This is a genomic window from Kitasatospora sp. NPDC059648, assembly GCF_042734825.1.
Taxonomy (GTDB): domain Bacteria; phylum Actinomycetota; class Actinomycetes; order Streptomycetales; family Streptomycetaceae; genus Kitasatospora.
Genome location: NZ_JBHWDU010000062.1, coordinates 1 through 20,435 on the forward strand (window position 1 = coordinate 1; position 20,435 = coordinate 20,435).

General features: G+C 74.2%; 20 protein-coding genes and 1 pseudogene. 12 read left to right on the forward strand and 9 right to left on the reverse strand.

What is annotated here, in order from left to right:
• Positions 1 to 36 precede the first annotated feature (36 nt).
• The 4 genes from ACFV1W_RS28645 to ACFV1W_RS28660 all read right to left on the reverse strand — a co-directional run bounded on the left by ACFV1W_RS28645 (position 37) and on the right by ACFV1W_RS28660 (position 3,955).
• Positions 37 to 1,206: a macrolide family glycosyltransferase gene (locus tag ACFV1W_RS28645; protein ID WP_380420133.1), complete on the reverse strand. Its 1,170-nt coding sequence runs from the start codon at positions 1,204 to 1,206 to the stop codon at positions 37 to 39.
• A 179-nt stretch (positions 1,207 to 1,385) separates the two neighbouring features.
• Positions 1,386 to 2,630, reverse strand: a complete 1,245-nt coding sequence (locus tag ACFV1W_RS28650; protein WP_380420134.1) for a hypothetical protein — start codon at positions 2,628 to 2,630, stop codon at positions 1,386 to 1,388.
• On the reverse strand, positions 2,620 to 3,216 hold the full coding sequence (locus tag ACFV1W_RS28655; RefSeq protein ID WP_380420135.1) for a SigE family RNA polymerase sigma factor: 597 nt from the start codon (positions 3,214 to 3,216) through the stop codon (positions 2,620 to 2,622). The genes ACFV1W_RS28650 and ACFV1W_RS28655 overlap by 11 nt, the downstream gene beginning before the upstream one ends.
• A gap of 49 nt (positions 3,217 to 3,265) precedes the next feature.
• Complete coding sequence (locus ACFV1W_RS28660; RefSeq protein WP_380420136.1) at positions 3,266 to 3,955, reverse strand: phosphatase PAP2 family protein; 690 nt, start codon at positions 3,953 to 3,955, stop codon at positions 3,266 to 3,268.
• 448 nt (positions 3,956 to 4,403) lie between these two features.
• On the opposite strand from ACFV1W_RS28660, the gene ACFV1W_RS28665 reads away from it, so the two are divergent.
• The 3 genes from ACFV1W_RS28665 to ACFV1W_RS28675 all read left to right on the forward strand — a co-directional run bounded on the left by ACFV1W_RS28665 (position 4,404) and on the right by ACFV1W_RS28675 (position 7,515).
• Entirely contained in the window at positions 4,404 to 5,276 is an 873-nt protein-coding gene (locus ACFV1W_RS28665) for a hypothetical protein (protein WP_380420137.1), read from the forward strand.
• Between the two features lie 27 nt (positions 5,277 to 5,303).
• Positions 5,304 to 6,338 carry a helix-turn-helix domain-containing protein gene (locus tag ACFV1W_RS28670; RefSeq protein WP_380420138.1) on the forward strand — a complete coding sequence of 345 codons (1,035 nt, stop codon included), beginning with the start codon at positions 5,304 to 5,306 and terminating at the stop codon, positions 6,336 to 6,338.
• 106 nt (positions 6,339 to 6,444) lie between these two features.
• Complete coding sequence (locus ACFV1W_RS28675) at positions 6,445 to 7,515, forward strand: alpha/beta hydrolase family protein (protein WP_380420139.1); 1,071 nt, start codon at positions 6,445 to 6,447, stop codon at positions 7,513 to 7,515.
• Between the two features lie 94 nt (positions 7,516 to 7,609).
• On the opposite strand, the gene ACFV1W_RS28680 is transcribed toward ACFV1W_RS28675, so the two are convergent.
• Both ACFV1W_RS28680 and ACFV1W_RS28685 read right to left on the reverse strand, forming a co-directional pair.
• Positions 7,610 to 8,266: a helix-turn-helix domain-containing protein gene (locus ACFV1W_RS28680; protein WP_380420140.1), complete on the reverse strand. Its 657-nt coding sequence runs from the start codon at positions 8,264 to 8,266 to the stop codon at positions 7,610 to 7,612.
• Positions 8,263 to 9,768: an MFS transporter gene (locus ACFV1W_RS28685; protein WP_380420141.1), complete on the reverse strand. Its 1,506-nt coding sequence runs from the start codon at positions 9,766 to 9,768 to the stop codon at positions 8,263 to 8,265. Before ACFV1W_RS28685 ends, ACFV1W_RS28680 begins: the two co-directional genes overlap by 4 nt.
• Positions 9,769 to 10,382: 614 nt before the next feature.
• On the opposite strand from ACFV1W_RS28685, the gene ACFV1W_RS28690 reads away from it, so the two are divergent.
• The gene (locus ACFV1W_RS28690; protein WP_380420142.1) at positions 10,383 to 11,096 is read left to right on the forward strand and encodes a molybdopterin-dependent oxidoreductase; all 714 of its coding nucleotides are present in this window, start codon (positions 10,383 to 10,385) and stop codon (positions 11,094 to 11,096) included.
• Positions 11,080 to 11,724, forward strand: a complete 645-nt coding sequence (locus ACFV1W_RS28695; protein ID WP_380420143.1) for a cytochrome b/b6 domain-containing protein — start codon at positions 11,080 to 11,082, stop codon at positions 11,722 to 11,724. The genes ACFV1W_RS28690 and ACFV1W_RS28695 overlap by 17 nt, the downstream gene beginning before the upstream one ends.
• Positions 11,725 to 11,835: 111 nt before the next feature.
• Here the strand turns inward: ACFV1W_RS28695 and ACFV1W_RS28700 are convergent, their stop codons facing one another.
• Positions 11,836 to 12,621, reverse strand: coding sequence for an amidohydrolase family protein (locus ACFV1W_RS28700; protein ID WP_380420144.1), 786 nt, complete (start codon positions 12,619 to 12,621; stop codon positions 11,836 to 11,838).
• 107 nt (positions 12,622 to 12,728) lie between these two features.
• Between ACFV1W_RS28700 and ACFV1W_RS28705 the strand changes: the two genes are divergently transcribed.
• The 3 genes and pseudogenes from ACFV1W_RS28705 to ACFV1W_RS28715 all read left to right on the forward strand — a co-directional run.
• Complete coding sequence (locus ACFV1W_RS28705) at positions 12,729 to 13,094, forward strand: MerR family transcriptional regulator (RefSeq protein WP_380420145.1); 366 nt, start codon at positions 12,729 to 12,731, stop codon at positions 13,092 to 13,094.
• Between the two features lie 234 nt (positions 13,095 to 13,328).
• A complete protein-coding gene (locus ACFV1W_RS28710; protein WP_380420146.1) occupies positions 13,329 to 13,700 on the forward strand; it encodes a hypothetical protein in 372 nt (123 codons plus the stop codon).
• Positions 13,697 to 13,810, forward strand: a pseudogene (locus ACFV1W_RS28715) (hypothetical protein); the annotation flags it as partial. The gene ACFV1W_RS28710 and the pseudogene ACFV1W_RS28715, both read left to right, overlap by 4 nt.
• 138 nt (positions 13,811 to 13,948) lie before the next feature.
• On the opposite strand, the gene ACFV1W_RS28720 reads toward ACFV1W_RS28715, so the two are convergent.
• Positions 13,949 to 14,464 (reverse strand): GNAT family N-acetyltransferase, encoded by a 516-nt coding sequence (locus ACFV1W_RS28720; RefSeq protein WP_380420147.1) that lies wholly within the window; start codon positions 14,462 to 14,464, stop codon positions 13,949 to 13,951.
• A 52-nt stretch (positions 14,465 to 14,516) separates the two neighbouring features.
• Between ACFV1W_RS28720 and ACFV1W_RS28725 the strand changes: the two genes are divergently transcribed.
• Entirely contained in the window at positions 14,517 to 15,098 is a 582-nt protein-coding gene (locus ACFV1W_RS28725) for a TetR/AcrR family transcriptional regulator (RefSeq protein ID WP_380420148.1), read from the forward strand.
• Positions 15,099 to 15,560: 462 nt separating this feature from the next.
• On the opposite strand, the gene ACFV1W_RS28730 is transcribed toward ACFV1W_RS28725, so the two are convergent.
• Complete coding sequence (locus ACFV1W_RS28730; protein ID WP_380420149.1) at positions 15,561 to 16,778, reverse strand: alpha/beta hydrolase family protein; 1,218 nt, start codon at positions 16,776 to 16,778, stop codon at positions 15,561 to 15,563.
• Between the two features lie 113 nt (positions 16,779 to 16,891).
• Here ACFV1W_RS28730 and ACFV1W_RS28735 point away from each other — a divergent pair, with 113 nt between their 5' ends.
• The 3 genes from ACFV1W_RS28735 (at position 16,892) to htpG (ending at position 20,326) form a co-directional block, all read left to right on the forward strand.
• Complete coding sequence (locus ACFV1W_RS28735) at positions 16,892 to 17,527, forward strand: TetR-like C-terminal domain-containing protein (RefSeq protein ID WP_380420150.1); 636 nt, start codon at positions 16,892 to 16,894, stop codon at positions 17,525 to 17,527.
• A gap of 109 nt (positions 17,528 to 17,636) precedes the next feature.
• Positions 17,637 to 18,335 carry a hypothetical protein gene (locus tag ACFV1W_RS28740; RefSeq protein ID WP_380420151.1) on the forward strand — a complete coding sequence of 233 codons (699 nt, stop codon included), beginning with the start codon at positions 17,637 to 17,639 and terminating at the stop codon, positions 18,333 to 18,335.
• Between the two features lie 14 nt (positions 18,336 to 18,349).
• Positions 18,350 to 20,326: a molecular chaperone HtpG gene (htpG, locus tag ACFV1W_RS28745; protein ID WP_380420152.1), complete on the forward strand. Its 1,977-nt coding sequence runs from the start codon at positions 18,350 to 18,352 to the stop codon at positions 20,324 to 20,326.
• The last annotated feature ends 109 nt before the right edge of the window (positions 20,327 to 20,435 follow it).

Below are 20,435 nucleotides of genomic sequence, written 5' to 3' on the forward strand. Positions count from 1 at the left end.
GGAACGGGCGGTGGCCGACGGCGTGAGCGGGAGCGGTCAGACCAGCGCGGCCTCGACCAGGTCGGCGGCCCTGCTGACGCTGGCACCCGCCCGGACCTCCGCGCCGAGTTCCGCCAGCCGGGCCGCCACCTTCGGGTCCTCGGTCAGCTCCAGTACGGCGGAGCGCAGCGCGTCGGCGGTGGCCAGCTCGGTGTCCAGGCGCCGGGCGACGCCGAGTTCGACCAACCGGTCCGCGTTCTCGAACTGGTCGGCGGCCTGCGGCACCGCGACCATCGGCAGCCCGCAGTACAGGCCTTCGCTGCACCCGCCCATCCCGGCGTGGGTGATGAACGCGTCGGCCTGCCGGAGCACCGCGAACTGCGGCACCCACGGGTGCACTTCGACGTTGGCCGGGACCGGGCCCAGCTCGGCCGGGTCGGTCGACCTGCCGATCTGGAGCACCACGTGCCAGCCGGACAGGCCGCCGAAGGCCTCCAGACAGGCACGGTAGAAGGCGGGCTGGTGGGTGAAGGCGGAGCCGAGCGAGACCAGCAGCACCTTCTGCGCGTCCTGCGGCCTGGTCCAACTCCCCTGGTGCTCCCGGTTGCCGAGGCAGGGCCCGGCGAAGGAGAAGACCTCGGGGTCGACCTCCGCCATCCCGGTCTGGAGGGCCCGGGGGATGAGCGCGATCCCGCGGTCCGGCCGCAGCATGTACGTGAAGATGTCGCGGGGCGGCACTCCGTTGGCGGCCAGCCAGCGCGCGAACCGCTCCGGGACGTCGTCCGCCTCCAGCGCCTTCATGACCGTTCGGAACGGCTCGACCTCGGGGTCCGCGGTGGCGACCCGGGACGGCGAGATCAGCATGGACGGCACGCCCCAGCTGTCGGCCAGGACCCGCCCGGCGTACGCCATGAAGTCGTACAGGACGAGGTCGGGGCGGTCGTCCTCGAACGCCTTCCGCATCAGCGGCAGCATCACCTGCGCCTCGTCGAAGATCATGCTGTGCACATTGACCCCGGGCTGGACGGCTCCCTTGAGGACCGGCAGGCCCGTCTCGTGGGGCACGAGCCGGGCGCCGGTGGCCTCGATCTGCTCGGCGAACGACGGGTCGTTCACGTAACTGACCCGGTGGCCACGGGAGACCAGCTCCCGGACCACCTCCAGGCTGGGGTTCACGTGGCCGTGCGCCGGGATGTTCACCATGGCGATGTGTGCTGGGCCGGGCATCGTCGTTACCTCTCCTCGTACGTCGTCACGAGTGTCGTGATCCATCGGTCTGACGTTACGTCAACTGCCTCTTGCCGGGCGTTCGCAGGGTGCCGATACGGGCGAACGCGCGGCAGCCCGGCAGGTGGGAGCGTCGACTCCCCCTGTCGGGCCGCCGTTTCGTATAAGGGAAGGAGCGGTCAGGAGCGCCAGGCCGGGGCGGTCACGACCGCCTTCAGCAGGTCCACGTCGAGGGCCGGATCGCCGGGCCTGAAGGTGTACCCGTTCTCGCCGTTCCACTCCGAGAGCCGCAGCTGGCTGCCGTCCGGGTAGTGCACGGCCGCCGTCCAGTGCAGGACCGGGTTGGTCGCGGTCTTCCCGTTGCCGAAGCGGTTGGTGACGACGAGCGTCCCGTCCGGCCGCCTCTCCCGGGCCTCCAGCGGGGTCAGGGGGTCCCGGTCCATGGTCGCGAGTTCGTCCCGGCCGCGCTCGGAGGCCGGGTCCGCGCCCACCTGGAGCATGCTGGTACGGCCCTGGTAGGTGACGGTGAGCGTGGCGTGCCCGGGGTCCTGCTGCTCGACCTCGGCCCCGGCGGGCAGTAGCGGGACGAGCTTGGCGAGCAGGTCGGCGTTGGACGGGCCGCCGGCGGACGGCGCGGGTTGCGGGGCCACGTCCGGCTTCGGCGCGTCCTTGACCGGGGCGAGCGCGGCGAAGACCCGGTCCCAGGCGGGATCGGTCACCAGCTCCGTCAGTCGGGCGGTGTCGGCCAGCGGCGGGTTCGGCCGGTTCGCCGTGGCCGGCTGCCCGTTGTACTCGGTGAACGAGACCCGGCGGCCGTCCGGGGCTGCCCAGGTGACCCGCCACTCGCGGCCGCCCGGGGTGCTGTCGCTCCGCAGCTTGTCGACCACCAGCACGGAACCGTCCGGCCGGACCGTTCGGTCGCAGGAGTCCTGCGGGGTCTGGAACCCGTCCATGCAGACCGCGCCCGCGTCGGGACGCAGGTTCGTCCGCTCCGCCGAGAACCGGACGATGCTGGCCCCGGCCCCGTCGTCGAACAACAGGGTGGCACCGGTCGTGTGCCCGCCGAGCTTCGCCGGGCCGTCGGTGTTGAGCTCCTTCACCGTGCCCTTCGGCAGCAGGTCGGTGACCAGGGTGATGAACTCCCGCGTCGACATCTCGGGCCCGGTGGGGCCCGGTTGGGTGGCCGGCCCGATGAGCCCGGTCGGGCCCCCGCCGAGCGCGGTGAAGCCGCCGGCCCCGGCCAGCAGCACCGCCAGCCCGGCCGCGACGGCGGTGCGCCGACGGCGGCGACGGAGGCGGCCCCGCTGCTCGGCCTGGGCGGCGAGCGTGTGCTGCACCGGTTCGGGGGCCAGCTCGGCGGCGCCGTGCAGGGCGCGGGCGAAGCCGTCGGCGAACGCGTCGCCGAACTCGTCGTCAGTGGGCATGGCGCAGCACCGTCTTCTCGGAGGAGGGGTTGGGCCCGCTGGTGGCATCGGTTCCGTACGTTCCCGCGGAGCCGCCCAGGGCGGTCTCGATGTCGTCGCCCAGCACCGTGCGCAGCCGGGCGAGCGCCCGGCGGCAGCGGGTGCGGACGGCGGTGCCGCTCAACCGCAGGGCGGCGGCCGTCTCCTCGACGCTGCGGTCCTCCCAGAAGCGGAGCACCAGCACGGCGCGGTCCGGCGCGGGCAGTTCGGCGAGGGCGCGCAGCAGCGTCAGCCGCAGGGCCGGGTCCGGGTCGTGCACGCCGACCTCGGGGAACTCGTCGGTGACGCGCTCGGAGGCGCTGCGCTTGCGCCGGTACGACAGGAAGGTGTTGACCAGCACGGTCTGCGCGTAACCGCTGGGGTTGTCCAGCCGGGATATCTTCCGCCACTTGAGGTAGATCCGGCCGAGCGCCTCCTGCACGAGGTCCTCGGCGAGGTGGGTGTCACCTCCGGTGAGCAGGAAGGCGGTGCGCAGCAGATGCCGGGCGCGGGAGGCGACGAAGTCCGGGAACTCCGGCCACGGCGGTTCGGCCGATTCTTGATCCATGCCTTGGTAACGCGGTGGGGGCGGGGGCGTGTGACAGCCCGGTCGCCGTTCATCGTGCACGACGGCCCGCCCGGGCTCCCCGACGGACCGCCGCCGTGCCCAGGGCGAGCCAGGCGGCGGCGAGCAGCCAGCCGCCGAGGACGTCCAGCGGCCAGTGCACCCCGAGGTAGATCCGGCTCAGGCCGACCGCGGCCGCGAAGACGACGGCGATCGCGGCGGCGGCCCGCGCCGCCGTCGGGCGGGCCTTGGCCACGGCCAGGGCGAGCAGGCCGGCGCAGACCGCTGAGGTGAAGGAGTGCCCGGAGGGGAAGGAGAAGCCGGACGCGTCGGCGGCCCAGTTCGGACGCGGCGGGCGGGGGCGGGCGAAGACCTGCATCAGTCCCGTGCGCAGGAGCTGGCCCAGGACGAGCCACAGCAGCGGGGCGAGGAACAACAGCGCCGCCCGGCGCGGTGGGCGGGGTGCGGGCAGGGCCAGGAGCGCGACGGCCCCCGCGGCCAGGGCCAGCAGGTAGGGCACCGCGCCGGACCCGAGCGAGGTGATCACCACGGCCACCGTCCGGGCGGCGGACGGCCGGTGCGCGGCGGACCAGTCGTCGGCGTCCCGCTCGAAGCCGTACGGCGCCCAGCTCCGCCCGGCCAGCAGTGCGGCCAGGGCCGCGAACAGGACGAGCGCGGCGCCGGCCGTCGACTGCCACCGGTGCGGACGGCTGGGGGCGGGGGCCTTGGGCGGGTGGTTCACGGCGGGGTGCGGCCTTCCTCGGGAGATGGGTCGGGATTCCGGTCCCGTGCTGGGGCTCGCGGCCCTCGGCCCGGTGACCGGCCACACCGTACGCGACGGGGGCGGTCGGTCCCGCCCATCGGGCGGTGCCGGGCACCGACGTTCCGAACAACGGCGACAGCCCGATCGACCTCCAGCACCGCCCCGGCAGCACTCCCTCCCACCCGACGGGCTGAGCCCGCGCGGGCAGGGCCCGAGGGCCGGCTTCGAACTCCCGTTGTCCGTTCGGAGGGCGGCGGAACCGTGTGAGGAGGGGTGGAACGGGAGGCGGAGGTAGGAGCCGTGCGGGGCGCCTCCCGGCCGGAGGCTGAGGGGGCGTCGCCCCGCGGGCGGGAGCGCGAGGACGGGCCCGAGGAGTGCCGCCGTACTATTGCCGACCTGTGGGTTCGGCGAAGAGAGGGCGAGCGGGGTGGGCAGGGGCGAGTGGGCGGCCGGGCTGGGGCGGCTGGTCGGGGCGGCGGCCGAGCTGGGGGAGGCCGGGCGGCAGGCCGTGCTGCGGGGCGGGCGATCGGCGGCGGGTGGGCGCTGGGCGCTCGCTGCGCTCGGCTCCGTCGCGCCGCCGCAGGTGCCGTGCACCGAGCCGTGGAGGCTGTCGCTGGGCACGCTGATCGGCCGTCACCCCAGGACACCGGCGGTGGCGCACAAGCTGCTCGGGCTGCTCGACGGGTACGGCGCCGTGCACCTGGGGCCGTCGAAGGTCGGTTTCGACGGTGAGGAGGTGGAGTGGGACAAGGTCGTCGAGATCCGCACCCGCAACGCCTTCGAGGTGCTGACCACCACTGCCCTGGAGCAGGACGTGGACCGGATCCGCGAGTTCCTCCCGCCGGTGCCCGGCCGCAAGTGGGCCGTCACAAGGGCAGGTGAAGCGCTGGCCACGGTGGTCCTCGCGGCGCTCGAGCGCGGCTCGGTCGACCAGCGGCTGGACGAGCTGACCGTACCGGCCCGGATCGTCCACCGGGGCCTGCTCGGCCGGCCGCGCACCCTGGACGCGGGCTGCTTCGCGGCGGCCACGCTGGTCGTCGTGGGCCGGGCGGGGGAGAGCCTGATCGCGACGGCCCGGCAGCGCGGCATACCGGTCCGGCCGGCCGAGGCCGCGGCGCAGGACGACCGGGCGGAGCACGTCGCGGTGCTCCGCGAGCGTACCGACGCCGTCGCCCGGCTGCTGGACCGGATCGAGGAGAACGACCCCGAGGTTGCGACCGCGCCGCCGCAGGTCGCGCTCGACAAGGCCGCGCCCGACCGCGGACCGGTCGATCACGGACCGGTCGATCACCGGGCCTGACGGCTCGAAGGGTTTGAAGGGGCGGAAGTGGCTGCAGGGTTGGCGACGGTGTTCCGCGGCGAGGAGCTGCCCGCGAAGGAACGCTTCGACTGCTGGCGGGAGTTGCTGGAGCGGACGCGGGCGTGCGACGCGACCAGCGTCCACGCCGATGACTTCCGCGCGGAGCTGAGGCGTTCCGAACTGGGCGACGTGGTGCTCCTCGGGACGTCCTTCCCCTCGGTGCGGTTCCGGCGCACCGAGCGCATGGTGCGGCGCTCGGACGAGGGCGTCTACCACCTGTCGTTCCTTCAGGAGGGCAGCATGACGCTGACCCGCGGCGCAGGCCGGACGGAGACGCTCGTACCGGGCGACCTGCACCTGGTCGACAGCTCGACCCCGTACGACCTGCGGACCTTCGGCGGCCCCACCGCAGGCCGGGCCGAGCCCCGGGTCTCCGGGGTGGGCATCGACTTCCCCGCCGCCCTGCTGCCGCTGCCCCCGCGGCGGCTGCGCGACCTGCTCGGCCGCGGGTTCCCGGCGCGGACGGGCTCGGCGGCGCTGCTGTCGGAGTTCCTGCTCGGGCTGGACCGGCAGGCCGCCGCCCTGGGGCCGGCCGAGGCGGCCCGACTGGGGGCGGTCGTGCTGGACCTGGTCGCCGCCTGGCTGGGCCGGGAACTCGACACCGAGGCCGCGGTGCCGGACGACGCCCGCCAGCGGGCCCTGGTGGAGGGCGTACGGGCCTTCGTCCGGCGCAACCTGCACGACCCCGGGCTGTCGCCGGCCACGATCGCCGCCGCGCACCACATCTCCGTCAGCCAGCTGCACCGGGTGTTCAGCCGCCAGTCGGCGGGGGAGACGGTCGCCGCCTGGATCCGGAGCCAGCGCCTGGAGCGGGCCCGCCGCGACCTCGCCGACCCGGCGCAGCGCGCCACCCCGATCCACGCCGTCGCCGCCCGCTGGGGCATCCCGCGGGCCGACGACTTCAGCCGCTCCTTCCGGGCCGCGTACGGGCTCTCGCCCCGGGAGCACCGGCAGCGGGAGCTGGCGGGGCAGGCCGGGCAGGCCGGGCACGCGGGGAACTGACAGCAGGGGGCCCGGGTCCGGGCCCGGAACCGGCCCGGTCGTAGTCTGGGGGCCGCACGCCTGTCGGCTCAACTTCCTGGGGGGAAAGATGCGTTGGCGTTCCTCGGTGACTGCCGCCCTGCTCGCCGCGGTCACCGCGACGGGGCTGGCCGCGCCTGCCGCGAGCGCGGCAGGACCGGGGCCGGCCGAATCAGGGACGGCTCCGGTTCCCGCGGCGGACCGCGAGATCAGGTTCACCATCGACGGCACCACGGCCTACGGCACCCTGCACGTCCCGGCCCACCGGGCCGGACACCGGCTGCCCGCCGCCCTGCTGCTGCCCGGCAGCGGCCCGACCGACCGCAACGGCGACGAGCCGCCCGCGCTCACCCCGGGGACCTTGGCGGCGGTCGCCGACACCCTGGGCGACGACGGTGTGATGACGCTGCGCTTCGACAAGTACTTCACCGGCCGCACCGGTGCCGGCGCCTACCAGGGCGACCCGGGCCGGCTGGACCTGGCCGCCTTCACCCGCCAGGCCGCCGCGGCCTACACCGCCCTGCGCGACCAGCCGGAGGCCGACCGGCACGCGATGCTGGTGGTCGGCCACAGCGAGGGCGGGATGCAGGCGCTGCTCGTCGCCCGTACCGTCCGGCCCGCGCCGGCCGGCCTCGCGCTGCTCGCCCCGCAGGACGAGCGGCTGCTGGACGTCCTGGCCGCCCAGCTGAACGGTCAGCTCGACCAGGCGGTCGCGGCCGGGCAGGTCACCGAGGAGGCGGCGCGGGCGAACAAGGCGGCCCTGGCCGCGGCCGTCGCGGCTTTCCGGGCCGGCCGCCCCGCCGACACCAGCACTCTGCTGCCGCCGCTCGCCGAGCTGCTGGACGCGCTCTTCGGCTCGAACGACGCCCGCTTCGTCCGCAGCGACGACGCGGTGTACCCACCGGACGTCGCCCGGGAGGTCCGCCCCGGCACCCGGGTCACCGTCACCTGCGGTACGGCCGACGCCAAGGTGCCCTGCGCGACCGTGCCGCCGCTGCTCGATGCCCTGGCCCGGGCGCACACCGGTGGCCCGGGCCTGCGCACCCTGGACGGCGTGGACCACTTCCTGCACCCGGCCGGCGCGCCGGTCAACGAGCACGCGCTCGCCCCGGCCGCGGTGGCGGCGCTGCACGAGTTCGCCCGCCCCTGGAAGAGGTAGCCGCGAACCCCGCGCACCGGACGCTCCGGTGCGCGGGGTTCCCCGGGCCGACCGGGAGTCAGGCCGGGAGTCAGGCCGAGGGGCAGGTCGGGGGTCAGGCCGGGGGCCCGACCGGGGGCCGGGCCGGGCGGCTGGCGGCCAGCAGGTCGCGCAGCAGCGGCAGCAGTTCCTCCGGGTCGGCCGCCGAGAGTTCGCCGAACGCCCCGCTGGAGCGGGCCAGGACGATCCCGGCGAAGGCGGCTGCCGCCAGCTCGGCCCGCAGCAGGGGCCGGTCCACCTGCTCGGCGACGAAGCGGTCGTGCAGCGGTCGCACCATCCGCTCGTGGAGGTAGGTGCGGGAGGCCTGCTGCACCTCGGTGTTGTCGCCGGGCAGCACCGCGGCCTGGAAGGACGGGCCGGGCCCGCGCTGGGCGATGCGCACCAGCAGGGTGCGCAGCCGCTCCTCCTCCAGCAGGTCGGCCGGTGCCCCGTCGCCGACTTCGAGCCGGACGGTGGCCAGGTAGAGCTGGGTCTTGCCGCCGAAGTACCGGGCGATCAACGCCGGGTCCACCCCGGCCCGTTCACCGATCTCCCGGGTGGTGGTGCGGTCGAAGCCGCGCTCGGCGAAGAGTTCCAGCGCCGCCCGGACCAGCAGCTCCCGGCTGCGCGCGGCGTCCCGCCGCCGGGGCGCCGAGGGCTCCGTGCCGTCACCGGCTCCGGCGAACGGACGGTCGACGGGCCGCTCGGTGGCCCCGTCAGCCGCGGCGGTCACCGGTCCGCCCCCGCCCGCACCACGGGCACCTCGCCCTCGCCGGCCACGCCGTCGGCGATGCTCTCTTCCACCATCAGCTCCTCGTCGACCCGCGCACCCTTCCGGGCGGCGGCCGCGGCACTGAACCGCGGCAGGACGATCGTAATCAGGCCGACCGCCACCCATACCGCGCAGGAGATCAGCGCCGCGTCCCGGTAGCCGCTGTCGGCGGGCAGCAGCCGCCCCGGGGCGGTGTGGGCCTGGAGGACGGCACCGCACAGGGCGCTGCCGGTGGAGTAGCCGATGGTGCGCAGCAGTTGGTTGAAGCTGACGGCGCTGCCGACCTCGTTCGAGGGCACCGCGGCGACGATCAGTCCGGGCATCACGGCGAAGGTGCAGCCGACGCCGAGCCCGGCGATGCCCATCACCACCAAGTGCCCCCACAGGTGGTCGCGGGCGAAGAGGAAGAACAGCACCGAGCCGAGCGAGACGGCGCAGCCGATCGGCAGGGCCAGGGCGGAGGAGGCGCGCCGGGTCAGGACCGGGACGAGCTTGCTGGACAGCAGGCTGGCTCCCGAGAACGGCAGCAGGACCAGTCCGGCGACCACGACGGAGGCGCCCAGGCCGTAGCCGGTGCCGGTCGGGGTCTGGACGTAGCGGATGACCAGCGAGATCAGCAGGTACATCCCGACCCCCGCGACCAGGCCGGCCACGTCGGCGGTCAGTACGACGGGGTTCCTGAGGCTGCGCAGGTCGATCAGCGGATGGGCGGTGCGCAGTTCGTGCCGGACCCAGCCGGCGAGCAGCAGCAGCGAGACGGCCGCCACGGTCCACAGCCGACCGCCGGCCCAGCCCCAGCTCTCGCCCTCGCTGAGCACCAGCAGCAGCCCGACCAGGGCGAGGCTCAGCAGTGCGGTGCCGAGCACGTCCAGCGGCCGCCGCTCGCGCTCCTCCGGCTCGGGCAGCACGAGCGCGGCCAGCACCAGCGCCAGGCCGCTGATCACGGCGCCGAACCAGAAGCCGGCGTGGAGGCCGAAGGACTGGGAGATCAGCCCGGTGATCGGGTAGCCGAGGCCGACGCCGGCCACGGTGGTGATGGAGAGCAGCGCGACCGCCGAGCGGGACGCGGCGGCGGGCAGGGCGTCCCGCGCGGTGGCGATGGCCAGCGGGGTCAGGCCCACCCCGACGCCCTGGAGCGCCCGCCCGGCGATCAGCCACCAGAAGCCGAGCGGCAGCGCGGCCAGCACGCTGCCGAGCACCACCAGGGCGGCGGCCACCAGGGTGACCGTACGGCGGTCGGGCCCGTCGCCGAGGCGGCCCAGCACCGGGGTGGCGAGCGCCCCGACCAGCATCGTGATGGTCAGCGACCACTGGGCCTCGGCCAGCGAGACGTGGTCGACGGTGGCGATGGTCGGGATCATCGGTGCGCCGAGGCTGCTGATCACCGCCACCACGGCGCTGAGGAAGACCAGTACGGGCACCAGGGCCCGCTCGCGCCGCGACCGGCCCGGTCGGGACTCCATGGACGCGCCCCCCTTCGTCACGGTTCGAGAGTCCGCACCGGGGAGGAACACCCGGCCCCGGCGATCCCCGGGCACAGGTGGCCGAGGATGTCATCAATCGATGTCATCGAATGATGTCTTCAGATGATGACATGCTGGACCGACCCGGCAGAAGCCGGGTCGCCGTGGCGTTCTTCACGTCGGAACGCTCTTCGCGTCGGACCGTTGTCGACCTCGGAGCGTGGTGGACCTCGCAGCGCGGTGGACCTCGGGGTTCGTCGACCTCGAAGCGCTCCTCGCGCCGGAGCGTCCTCGGCCCAGCAGGGGTCGTGGGCGTCAGTGGCGCCCGAACAGCCGTCCGAGCCGGCTCCGGGGCGTCCGCTCCTTCGGCGGACAGGAGCACCGCTGGGACGCGGGGATCCCGGCCAGCACCTGTTCGACGTGCATCCCGCACCCGGCGTAGGTCGGCTTCCCGCAGGTGCGGCAGGCGACTCGACGGCACATGCCGTGTTCCCTTCTCAAGGCCCCCCGGCGATGGACTGACTCGTCAAATATACCCCCACCCGTATTCGACCGCGGTGACCGAACCCGCCCGGCACTGGCCCCGGTGCGGGTCGACCTGGTCGAATCGTCCTGTGGACACAACGCACGAAGAGGACCGGGGCACCCCGGTCGGGCGCCGGGTGGTGCTCGGACTGCTCGGACTCGGGGCGGTCGGCGTCGCCGCCGGACCGTTCCTGCAACGGGTGGAATCCGGGCTGGCGGAACGGGACCCGAGCGGTCTGACCGGGCTGCTGCCCGGCAACAACGGCTTCCGGTACTACTCGGTGGTGACCTCCGTCCCCGAGCGGGACGCGACGGACTACACCCTCACCGTGGACGGCCTGGTCGAGCGCCCCGCCACCCACCGGCTGGCCGACCTCCAGGCCATGCCGCAGCGGCGGCTGGTCAGGGACGTCCAGTGCGTCACCGGCTGGCGGGTGCCGCACACCCCCTTCGAGGGGGTGCCGCTCGCCCACCTCCTCGACGCCGCCGGGGTGCGGCCGGGTGCCAAGGCCGTGCGCTTCAGCTGCTTCGACGGCGCGTACACCGAGAGCCTCACCCTCGACCAGGCCCGGCGGGACGACGTGCTCGTCGCGCTGCGCCTGCGGGACGAGCCGATCTCCCACGAGCACGGCGGGCCGGTGCGGCTGTACGTCGCACCGATGTACTTCTACAAGTCCGCGAAGTGGCTCTCGGGCATCACCGTCACCGACGCGGTGCAGCCCGGGTACTGGGAGGGCAACGGTTATGACGTCGACGCCTGGGTCGGCCGGTCGAACGGGCGGGACGATGCACCGACGAGCTGAGCTGGTCCTGCGCTTCACCCGCGCCGAGCGCTGGGTGCACCGCGCCACGGCCGCGCTGATGGGCGTCTGCCTGGCCACGGCCGGCTGCCTCTACCTCGCGCCGCTCGCCGAACTGGTCGGCAACCGCCCGCTGGTGGTCACCCTGCACGTCTGGTGCGGCCTGGCCCTGCCCGTGCCGCTGCTGCTCGGCCTCGCCTCCCGGGCGGTGCGGGCGGACGCCGCGCGGCTCAGCCGCTTCACCCCGGCGGACTGGCAGTGGCTGCGGGCCGTCCGGACCCGGGCCGCGCACCGGCCGGCGGGCAAGTTCAACGCCGGGCAGAAGCTGTACGCGCAGTGGACGCTCGGCTCGATGCTGGTGATCCTCGGCACCGGACTGCTGATGTGGCTCACCCACCTCGCCCCGCCCTCCTGGCGCACCGGCGCGACCTTCGTGCACGACTGGCTGGCCGCCGCCATCGCCGTCGTGGTCGCCGGACACGTCCGGATGGCCTGGCGGGACCGGGAGTCACGGCTCGGGATGCGCACCGGGCTGGTCGAGCGGAGCTGGGCCGATCGGGAGCACCCCCAGTGGCAGGCGGGGCCGGAGCGGCGGGCGGAAGCGGTGCCGGCCGGGGATCCGGCCGAGTAGTGGCGCCTTGAGGCGTTCACGGACGGGGCAGCAGCGACTCCCGGACGTGAACCGCTCGCCCCCACCCCCGTGAGGGGCGAGCGGAGATCATGTGGGGCGCCGCAATCGGGCTCAGAAGCCCAGGAGTTCGGCGAAGGTGCCGCCGAGGACGCGGTCGCGCAGTTCGCCGGGCGGGGTGACGCGTTCGACCAGGGCACGGGTCAGGACCGGGTCCCCGTACGGGGCGTCCGAGCCGAAGACCGTCCGGTCGGGCACCTCCCGCAGGGCCAGGCGCAGCGCGAACACCACGTTGGTGGTGGACAGTTCCAGGTAGAGGTTGGGGGTCTCCCGGGCGAGCTCGATCGCCGTCAGCCAGTTGAGGCCGCCGAGCTGGCTGACCACGACCGGGACGCTCGGGTGGCGGCGGGCGAGGCCGGCCAGCGTCGCCAGGTCATCGGCGGTGGTCGGCGCGAACCCGTGCACCACCACCGGCAGTCCGCCGTGGTCGGCCGAGGCGCGCAGGACCGGCTCGACCAGCCCCGCGCCGTCCGGCGGCGGCGTCAGCTCGCCGATGCCCCGGAAGCCCCGGGCGGCCACGTCCCGCTCCACCTCCGCGGCGATCTGCCCGGCCGGCACGTCCAGCCGCACCTTGCCGAAGCCGATGAACCGGTCCGGGTGCGCCGCGCAGGCCGCCGCCAGCTCCCGCATCGCCGCCTCGTGCGCCCCGGCGCCCGCTGACTGTCCGCTGACCGTCGCGTGGAGAACGCTCATCTCCCGCTTGAACGAGGCGAGATCGACGGCCCGTTCGGGGTGCGGCCGGGTGCCGAAGAGCACCGCACGGTCGACCCCGGCCTCGTCGAGCAGTGCGAGGTGGCTCTCCAGCGGGTCGTGAACGTGGCTGTGGGCGTCGATGATCAACGTTTCTCCTGGTCAGTGCCGTCCTTCTGGGCGGCCTCCCGCCGCCGTGCCCTAGTCTGCAACCCTGACACCGTGACAAGGTCAAACAGGACGGGGAGCGAACGACCATGCGGATCGGACAGCTGTCCCAGCGCACCGGCACCAGCGAGCGCCTGATCCGGTACTACGAATCCGTCGGCCTGCTCGCTTCGACCCGGCTGCCCAACGGCTACCGCGACTACGAGCCCTCCGCCGAGCAGACCGTCCGCCAGATCCGCGCGCTGCTCGCGGCCGGCCTGCCCACCCGACTGATCGGCCAGGTCCTGCCCTGCGGCCGGCCGGACGGCCCGCTGCTCGCCTGCCCGGGCGTGCTCGCCAAGCTGCGCGCGCAGCTCGCCGAACTCGACCGCCGCGCCGAGGAGTTGGACCAAGCGCGGGACACCCTGCGACGGGCCGTCGCGGCCACCGAGGAAGCGGGGCCGCCCGCGCGATAGCCCGCGGGACGGTGTGCCGATCGGCCATCCTCGACCGTGAGGTAGCGTTGAGTAGAGATGGCATGTACGCTGCGTGTCGCTGGTTGAGAAATCAGCGGGCCTGGCCGCCACTCCGTGGGGGGAGTCACGCCCAGGCCCGGTTGCCGGCAGGGGCCCGATCGCACTCGTGGGGGAGTCACGGTCGGGCCCGTCGCCGGTTGCCGGTTGTATGCCCGTCAGGTCGTCCGTCCAGACATGACGACTGTCCAGCCGAAGGGCGATTCCAGACGCGTCCGTCCAGAAGGGCAGGCGGGAGCGGGCGGTTCGGGCCTGTGCGCGGGCCCCGGTGATCTTCTGCCTGAGCGCCCCGAGGAGGTCCTGGAGGAGCGCGATGGTGCCCTCGTCGACCTGGTTGCCCTCGTCGTCGAACCGCTCGTGCGAGAGGAGGACGATGACCTCGGGCTTGACCACGACGTCGGTGTGCGTCCAGACGAACACCTGCCGAAGCGCGAGCTGCGCCCGGACCGAGCCGAAGTTGGTCGGAGCGGCGCCGAGGATCGCCGTCGGCTTCCGCTGCAGCGGCAGCCCCTTTCTCGCTGGAGCGCGTCGCCGGCCGGTTCGCGGTGAGCCCGCGGACCCTGCAGCGCAGGCCCAGCGGCCACGGCACGACCTGGCGCGAGGAGATCGACGCGGTCCGCCGCGAACAGGCCGCCCACCTGCTCCGGGAGACGCGGCTCCCGGTCCAGTCGATCGCCCTGCGCCTCGGCTACGCCGACCCGCGGGCGCTGCGCCGGGCCCCGGTGGACCGGCCGGCCCGCGCGCCGGTGTGGCCGGGCCGGCGGGCCGCTGCCGCCGGGTGGCGAGCGGTGGGGCACTCAGAACCGCAGGTCCATCCGCTGCTCCACGGTGTCGAGCCCGAACTTGTGGGCCGGGCGGGAGACGGTGAGCTCGAAACCGGCCTTCGCGTACAGGTGGTGGGCGGCGTCGAGGCCGGTGACCGTCCACAGCAGCACGCCTTCGTACGAGCGGGCGCGGGCCTCGCCCAGCGCGATCTCCAGCAGCCGCCGGCCCAGCCCCCGGCCCCGGGCGGCCGGGTCGAGGAGCACCCAGCGCAACTGCCCCCAGCCCGGGCGCTCCTCGGCCCGGACGAGGCCCGCCGCGCCGACCACCCTGCCGTCGATCTCGGCGACCCAGAGGCGGCCGGGCGCCGCGCTGCCCTCGACGATGCGGGCCAGGACCAACTCGGCCATGCCCGCGGCGACATAGGCCTCCATGGTCGCGTCCATGCCGTACTCGCGGGTGTAGAGGATGCCGTGCAGGGCGGCGACGGCGCCGAGGTCCCCGGGCCGGTCGGCCTCGCGGACGGTCGCGATTCCGGGTGCGGTGGCCATGGCGGGCATCCCCTTCCAGTGAAACACTCGTTTCAGTGGAACGATAGACCACGTGTCCTTCCCCGCCAACGCGCCTTCCCGCCCGTCCCCGCGCCGTCCCTCGATGCGCCGCGAGGACCTCCTCGCCGCGACCGTGCGCTACGTCGCCGATCACAACGTGTCCGACCTATCGCTCCGCCCGCTGGCGGCGGAGATCGGCTCCAGCCCCCGCGTGCTGCTCTACCTGTTCGGGTCGAAGGAGGAGCTGGTCCGTGAGGTCCTGGCCGTCGGCCGGGCCGAACAGCTCGCCCTGCTGGAACGCTCGGCGGCCGAGGGCGGCAGCGCCCGCGAGACCCTCGAACTGCTCTGGGAGTGGCTGACGGACGCCGGACACCGGGGCGCGCTGCGCCTGTTCTTCGAAGGGTACGTGCGGGCCTTCGACCGCACCGAGCCCTGGCGCGACTTCGGCACCGCCTCACTGGAGGAGTGGCTGCCGCCGCTGGACCGGGCGCTGGAGGGCACCGGAGCGAACGCCACGGTGGTCCTCGCCGTCCTGCGCGGCCTGCTCCTGGACCTCCTGGCAGGCGAGGGCGGCACCCATGCCGAGCGCGTCCACTCGGCCTGGCGTGCCTTCCTCGACGCCACCCTCGGCTGAGATCGCGGGCGCCATCGTCGTCCGATGCGCGGATTCGGGCCGCAGGTGGCGGCGTCCGAACGGCCGGTCCGGTCATGGCAGGCGTCCTCTCTCACGGCGCACGGCGGTCGAGCGGCGGGCGCACCCCTGAGGATGCGCTGCCGACTACAGCTTCGCCGCGCTGCCGGGGGATGGTCGGCGGCGTCCGGGACCGCGGCCTCAGACCATCCGCGCCGTCGTGGGCGTGTCCTCACCGTTGCGGCGGGCGTCGCGGCGGGCACGGCCGGGGGTGGGGCCGGTGCCGAGGACGCGGCCGTCGGCGAGGGCGAGCCAGCTGCCCGGGGGAGCGCCGTCAGCGCCTGCTTCGCCCTCGGTGGGGGCGGCGCTGCTACCTCTGGTCGGAACTCGCTCGCGCGGAGGCCCGGTTGCCCCGCCCGGTGGTCCCGGACCGGGAAGGCGGCGGGTGGGGGGGGCACCGCCCGGTCAGGCCGCGCCCGCGGCGGGCGAGGCGAGGGTGGTGTCGAGCCAGTCGAAGGTGACCTGCTGGAAGCGGGACATGGCTCCCACGTGGCAGTGCTCGCCCGCGCCCTCGGATTCCCGGAGGGTGACCAGGGTGGTGGGGCAGCTGAGGGCGGCCTGCACCCGCTGGGGCTGGCCGCGGAAGAACTGGTCGTTCTCGGCGTCGAGGACAAGGGTGGGGCACTCGACGAGGTGGGCGACGCCGTCGAGGGTGTAGGCGGCGGTCTTCCGGATGTAGTCCGCGGCGGTGGCGGCGCCGAAGGCCCACACACCGTTGCGCAGCGCCCAGCGGAGCTGGGTGCTCGCCTGCATCAGCAGGGCCGTCACCGGGTCGGCGAGGTCGTCGCGACCGGTCTCGATCCAGTCCCGCAGGAACGGCGGCATCATGCGGGTGTGGGCGTCGTGGTAGTCGTACAGGCCGTCGTCCAGGACGAGGGCGGCGAGTCGGTGGTCGTGGGCGGCGGCCCGGGCGGCGAGGTAGCCGCCGAGGCTGTAGCCGAACAGCGCGAGCCGGTCGGGGGCGATCTCGGGGCGGCTGAGCGCGTAGTCGACCACCGGGGTGACCACAGCCTCCCAGTCGGGACGGAAGACGAGCCCCTGCTCGCGCAGCGCGGCGCCCTGGCCGGGACCGTCGTAGGCCAGCACGTTGTAGCCGCGGCGCAGCGCGGCCGCGCCGATGGCGAAGTAGGCCTCCTCCAGGGTGGAGTCGAAGCCGCTGGTGAAGACGACGGTCGGGCGGGGGAGCCCGGAGTCGTCGACGAGGAAGAGGTACCCGGGCAGGGTGGTGTCCTGGTACGGGACGCGCACCGCCTCGACGGGGGTGTCCAGGAGTCCGGCGGCGGTGGCGAAGGTCTCGCGGGAGAGCGCGGAGAGCGCCTTGACCTCGGGGTCGTGGGCGGGGTCGTCGCGGCGGTAGAACTCGGCGGTGCGGTAGTAGTTCGACGCGCGCAGCAGGGCCTCGCGGGCGCTGACCCGGTGGCCGGCGGCGAGGGCACCGGTGCCGATGGCGTGGACGCGCTGTGCGGTCCTCCTCCACTCGCGCAGCCAGGCCTCCTCGTCGCCTTCGCCGATGTTGCGCAGGGTGGTCAGGATCTCGCCCAGGTCGGCGCCGCCGTCGTTGGCGAAACCGGCCGCGCGCAGGGCCTCGAAGGAGAACGACTCGTCCTCGAAACGGAATCGCATGGTGCGCCTCCTGCCAATTGTCGAGACGGAACGGTTCCGTCTCGTCTACGCTCATGGACAGTAGACCTCGCCCAGTCGAGACGCAACCGTTCCGCCTCGGGTAGGTTCGGGGCATGCCCACCACGCCCGCGCCCCAGCCACCGACTCCCGCCCCCGGCCGCCCCCCCGGGCGCAGGCTCCCCGGCGGGCCCGTGCTCCAGGACTCGGTGACCGAGGCGATCGCCGCCGCGTTCTTCGAGGAGCTGGCCGCGACCGGCTACGCGCGGCTGTCCCTGGAGGCGGTGGCCAAGCGAGCCGGCGCGGGCAAGGCGGCCATCTACCGCCGCTGGGCGTCCAAACTGGAAATGACCGTCGACCTGGTCTCCGCCGTCGCCGTCGACGACTCCGGGCCCACCGACACCGGAACCCTGCGCGGCGACGTCCTCGCCTTCCTCGCGGAGGTCGCCCACGCGCTGAACCAGCCGCTCGCCGCGCGGATCATCCCCGACCTGATCGCCGAGAGCGGCCGCACCCCCGAACTGGCAGCCGCGCTGTTCACCGCCGTCCGCGACACCCGACGCGGCAAGGCCGCCCAGCTCCTGGAGCGGGCGGTCGGCCGTGGGGAACTCCCCGCCGACGTGGATCGCGGACTCGCGCTCGACCTGCTCGTCGGCCCGCTCTACTGGCGCCTCGCGGTCGTCCGCACCCCGACCGCCCCCGACCACCTCGACCGCCTCGCGGACAAGCTGCTCGCGGCCTTCCGCGCCTGATGCCCCGCCGTCCGCCCGGGCGGGCAAAACCCCGGCAGCCCGCCCCGGAATCGTTGTAACCTGTCATCCGTTCGATGACGGGAAGACGAGTCAGCGAAAGAGTGACGGAATGGATCCTCAGCACACCGGCACACCCGGGGCGGGGCCGGTTTCGTTCCTGGCCGCCGCCGCCGCGCTGGGCGTGATGGACGCCGCCACCCGGACGGCCCGCCACGCACCACCGGACGCGACGGGCCAGAACGACCCGCAGCAGGCCCTGTCCGCGCTCATGACGCTGCGCCGGCTCCGCGAGGAACTCGCCGGCTGGGAGACCGGCCTGATCGAGACCGCCCGCGGCGCCGGTGCCACCTGGGGTGACCTCGCCGAACCGCTGGGTGTCCAGAGCCGCCAGGCCGCCGAACGCCGCTACCTGCGGCTGCGCCCCGACCGCGACGCCGGCACCGGGGCGGGCAGCACCGGCGAGCAGCGCGTCCGGGCCGCGCGCGACCGGCGCGCCGGCGACCGGGCGGTCACCACCTGGGCCCGTGCCAACGCCGCCGACCTGCGCCGACTCGCCGGACAGATCGGCGCCCTGGAGGGCCTCGGCTCCTCGGCGGCCCCCGCCCTGGAACGCCTGCTGGAGGCACTCGGCCACAACGACCCCGCCCTGCTGCTCGGCCCCCTCGCCGAGACCCGCCCGCTCCTGGCGGCGGACCATCCGGTGATCGCCGATCGCCTCGACCAACTCGCCGTCCGGGCCGAACAGCTGCGCGCCGACAGCAGCAGCCGGCGCCGGGCGACCCGTACCGACCCGACCCCTTTCCACTGAAGGAGACACGGCCCGTGGCCAGCCCCACCGAGACGTTGGAGTTCCAGGCGGAGACCCGCCAGCTGCTGCAGCTGGTGATCCACTCGATCTACTCGAACAAGGACATCTTCCTGCGCGAGCTGATCTCCAACGCCTCCGACGCCCTCGACAAGCTCCGCCTGGAATCCCTGACCGACAGCGACCTCGCCGTCGACACCTCCGACCTGCACATCACGCTGGAGGCCGACCGGGAGGCCCGCACCCTGACGGTCCGGGACAACGGCATCGGCATGACGCGCGACGACGTGGTCGACCTGATCGGCACCATCGCCAAGTCCGGCACCGCCGGTCTGCTGGCCAAGATCAAGGAGGCCAAGGACGCGGACGCGGCGCAGAGCCTGATCGGTCAGTTCGGCGTCGGCTTCTACTCGGCGTTCATGGTCGCCGACAAGGTCACCCTGCGCACCCGCCGCGCCGGGACGGACCAGGGCACCTCGTGGGAGTCCGACGGCGAGGGCACGTACACCATCGCGCCGGCCGACGGCCTGCCGGTGGGCACCTCGGTCACGCTGCACCTCAAGCCGGCGGACGGCGAGGACGGGCTCGGCGACTACCTGGCCGCCTGGAAGATCCGCCAGATCGTCAAGCAGTACTCGGACTTCATCCGCTGGCCCATCCGCATGGCCGCCGTGCCCGTCGGCACGGAGGCCGGAACCGGTGCCGGGGACGGCGCGGAGGACGGCGCGGAGGGTGGAACCGGAAACGCGGCCGCGAGCGCCTTCGAGACGCTGAACTCGATGAAGGCCCTGTGGGCCCGCCCGCGCAGCGAGGTGACCCAGGCCGAGTACAACGAGTTCTACCAGCAGATCACCCACGACTGGCAGGACCCCGCCGAAACCATCCACATGCGCGCCGAGGGCACCTTCGAGTACGAGGCGCTGCTGTTCATCCCCTCCCACGCCCCGTTCGACCTGTTCTCCCGCGACACCAAGCGGGGCGTGCAGCTGTACGTCAAGCGCGTGTTCATCATGGACGACTGCGACGCGCTCATGCCGAACTACCTGCGCTTCGTCAAGGGCGTCGTCGACGCCCACGACCTCTCGCTCAACGTCTCCCGCGAGATCCTGCAGCACGACCGCCAGATCACCGCCGTGCGCCGACGCCTCGTCAAGAAGGTCCTCGCCGCCCTCAGGGACCTGCGGACCGCGAACGCCGACGCCTACACCAAGCTGTGGGACCAGTTCGGCCGGGTCCTCAAGGAAGGCCTGATCGAGGACCGTGACAACGCCGACACCCTGCTGGAGCTGGTCTCGGCCGCCTCCACCCACGACGCGCAGCAGCCGACCACACTGCGCGAGTACGTCGAGCGGATGAAGGACGGCCAGGACACCATCTACTACCTGACCGGTGAGAACCGCCAGATGGTGGAGAACTCCCCGCACATGGAGGCCTTCACCGCCAAGGGCTACGAGGTGCTGATCCTCACCGACCCCGTCGACGAGGTCTGGACCGACCAGATCCCCGCGTTCGACGGCCACCGCTTCCAGTCCATCGCCAAGGGCCAGGTCGACCTCGACGGCCCCGCCGACGGCGACGACAGCGACGAGGCGAAGGCGGAGAAGGCCCGGCGCGAAGAGGACTTCGCCGCCCTCCTCGGCTGGCTCCGGACCACCCTCGCCGAGCACGTCAAGGAGGTCCGCCTGTCCACCCGGCTCACCACCTCCGCCGCGTGCCTCGTCGGCGACGCCCACGACCTGACCCCGACCCTGGAGAAGATGTACCGGGCCATGGGCCAGGAGCTCCCGCCGGTCAAGCGCATCCTCGAAGTCAACCCCACCCACCCCCTCGTCACCGCCCTGCACCAGGCCCACAAGGCCGGGCCCGAGGCCCCGGCGCTCACCGACATCGCCGAACTCGTCCACGGCAGCGCACTGTTGGCCGAGGGCGGCGACCTGCCCGACCCGGCCCGCTTCACCCGCCTGCTGACCGACCGCCTCACCCACGTCCTGTAACCCCCGAAGGTGCGGGCCGGCCGCCGCGCCCCGCCGGGCGCCCCCCCGCCCCCCCGCCCCGCCCGGGGCCCCCCCCCCGGCCCCCCGCCACCGGCTGGCTCATCGCCCG

What these genes read in the sequence shown, in the direction of transcription:
- ACFV1W_RS28645 (WP_380420133.1), bottom strand. Translation starts at nt 1,206, where the DNA reads ATGCCCGGCCCAGCACACATCGCCATGGTGAACATCCCGGCGCACGGC.
- ACFV1W_RS28650 (WP_380420134.1), bottom strand. Translation starts at nt 2,630, where the DNA reads ATGCCCACTGACGACGAGTTCGGCGACGCGTTCGCCGACGGCTTCGCC.
- ACFV1W_RS28655 (WP_380420135.1), bottom strand. Translation starts at nt 3,216, where the DNA reads ATGGATCAAGAATCGGCCGAACCGCCGTGGCCGGAGTTCCCGGACTTC.
- ACFV1W_RS28685 (WP_380420141.1), bottom strand. Translation starts at nt 9,768, where the DNA reads ATGGAGTCCCGACCGGGCCGGTCGCGGCGCGAGCGGGCCCTGGTGCCC.
- ACFV1W_RS28695 (WP_380420143.1), top strand. Translation starts at nt 11,080, where the DNA reads ATGCACCGACGAGCTGAGCTGGTCCTGCGCTTCACCCGCGCCGAGCGC.
- ACFV1W_RS28705 (WP_380420145.1), top strand. Translation starts at nt 12,729, where the DNA reads ATGCGGATCGGACAGCTGTCCCAGCGCACCGGCACCAGCGAGCGCCTG.
- ACFV1W_RS28710 (WP_380420146.1), top strand. Translation starts at nt 13,329, where the DNA reads ATGACGACTGTCCAGCCGAAGGGCGATTCCAGACGCGTCCGTCCAGAA.
- ACFV1W_RS28720 (WP_380420147.1), bottom strand. Translation starts at nt 14,464, where the DNA reads ATGGCCACCGCACCCGGAATCGCGACCGTCCGCGAGGCCGACCGGCCC.
- ACFV1W_RS28730 (WP_380420149.1), bottom strand. Translation starts at nt 16,778, where the DNA reads ATGCGATTCCGTTTCGAGGACGAGTCGTTCTCCTTCGAGGCCCTGCGC.
- ACFV1W_RS28735 (WP_380420150.1), top strand. Translation starts at nt 16,892, where the DNA reads ATGCCCACCACGCCCGCGCCCCAGCCACCGACTCCCGCCCCCGGCCGC.
- ACFV1W_RS28740 (WP_380420151.1), top strand. Translation starts at nt 17,637, where the DNA reads ATGGATCCTCAGCACACCGGCACACCCGGGGCGGGGCCGGTTTCGTTC.